Consider the following 472-nt stretch of genomic DNA (forward strand, 5'->3'; position numbering starts at 1 on the left):
GCATGAGTGATCCCGTACTCGACCAGGCAGCGCTTGCGCCTTACCTCGAGGCGAACATACCGGGCTTTTCCGAGCTTGCAGCAGTCGAGAAGTTCAAATCCGGCCAATCGAACCCGACTTACCTTTTGACGGCGGCAAGCGGCCGTTACGTGCTGCGCGCCAAGCCGCCGGGGCAATTGCTGAAATCGGCGCATCAGGTCGACCGCGAATTCAGGGTGATGAGCGCGCTTGCCGGCACCGCCGTGCCCGTGCCTGCCATGCTGCATCTGTCGGCGGAAGACTCGCCCATCGGCCGCATGTTTTACGTGATGGATTTCCTGGACGGCCGCATTTTCTGGGATCCGGCGCTGCCGGAGGCAGGCGACAACGAAGAACGCGCCGCCATATACGATGCCATGAACGAAACCCTCGCGGCGCTGCACGAGATCGATGTCGGGACAGTGGGGCTCGGCGATCTCGGGCGGCCGGGAAA

Annotated in this window: 1 protein-coding gene; it reads left to right on the forward strand. The window is 62.9% G+C overall.

Going from position 1 to position 472, the window contains the following annotated elements; translation table 11 throughout:
• Positions 1 to 2: 2 nt before the first annotated feature.
• On the forward strand, positions 3 to 472 hold a 470-nt coding region (locus EN750_RS38580), incomplete at its 3' end, for a phosphotransferase family protein (RefSeq protein ID WP_145968404.1).

This window comes from Mesorhizobium sp. M7A.F.Ca.ET.027.03.2.1 (assembly GCF_003999175.1).
Taxonomy (GTDB): domain Bacteria; phylum Pseudomonadota; class Alphaproteobacteria; order Rhizobiales; family Rhizobiaceae; genus Mesorhizobium.